The organism is Oleiphilus sp. HI0132, assembly GCF_001635845.1.
Genome location: NZ_LWGJ01001615.1, coordinates 1 through 921, shown reverse-complemented (window position 1 = coordinate 921; position 921 = coordinate 1). Strand labels below are relative to the sequence as shown.

Here is a 921-nt window from a genome sequence, read left to right as displayed (position 1 = left end):
GCATCTTCCAAGTCCAAGTCGAGGGTATAACGTAAATCAGCACCACGAGCGCTACGCTGGCGGCCACCGCCACCTCCGCCGCCACCGAAAATATCACCGAAAACATCACCAAAAATATCGCTAAAGTTACCATTACCACCACTAAAGCCACCGCCACCAGCTTGCGGGTCAACACCTGCGTGACCATACTGATCATAAGCGCCACGCTTCTGCTCATCAGAAAGGATCTCATAAGCCTCAGTTGCTTCTTTAAACTTTTCTTCTGCTTGAGCATCATCCGGGTTGCGGTCCGGGTGGTACTTCATCGCCAAGCGTCTGTAGGCCTTCTTAACTTCCTTCGCATCAGCTGAGCGTTCAATACCCAGAACTTCGTAATAATCTCGTTTCGACATATGCAACAACCGTATTCAATAAAACCGTAAATAAAACTCTTCCCCGACCTCTGCCGAAGGATGAATCATTTTGCTAGCGCAGCTCTCAATAGCTCTATTGCGCATTAATACAAACTGACCTAGCAAAATAAACCTGAAGATATGCAAACGCGGAAGGCGATGCTTCCGCGTTCAAACGTAAGCTTTCAAACCAGAAGATTCAAAAATTACGCTATTTAAGTCTCAGAACAGGAGGGGCTACGCCCTCCTATCGACAACTTACTTCTTGTCGTCTTTAACTTCTTCAAACTCAGCGTCAACCACATTGTCGTCCGCTGCGCCAGCTGGCTCTTCTGCTGCACCGCCTTGCGCTGCTGCTTCTGGGCCTGCGCCCGCTGCTGCTTGCTCAGCATACATCTTTTGAGCCAAACCTGATGAAGCTTCAGTCAATGCCTGAGTCTTCGCTTCGATATCTGCCTTATCATCACCCTTAAGCGCTTCTTCAAGGTCAGTAATCGCAGCTTCAATCGCAGTTTTCTCTTCTTCAGTC

1 protein-coding gene and 1 pseudogene are annotated in these 921 nt (G+C 48.5%); both read right to left on the bottom strand.

Annotated features, from left to right (window positions below; genetic code table 11):
- Positions 1-392: DnaJ domain-containing protein (locus A3766_RS24900; RefSeq protein WP_156509116.1), on the bottom strand; the 392-nt coding region annotated here is incomplete at its 3' end.
- A gap of 258 nt (positions 393-650) precedes the next feature.
- Positions 651-921, bottom strand: a pseudogene (gene dnaK, locus A3766_RS31540) (molecular chaperone DnaK); the annotation flags it as partial.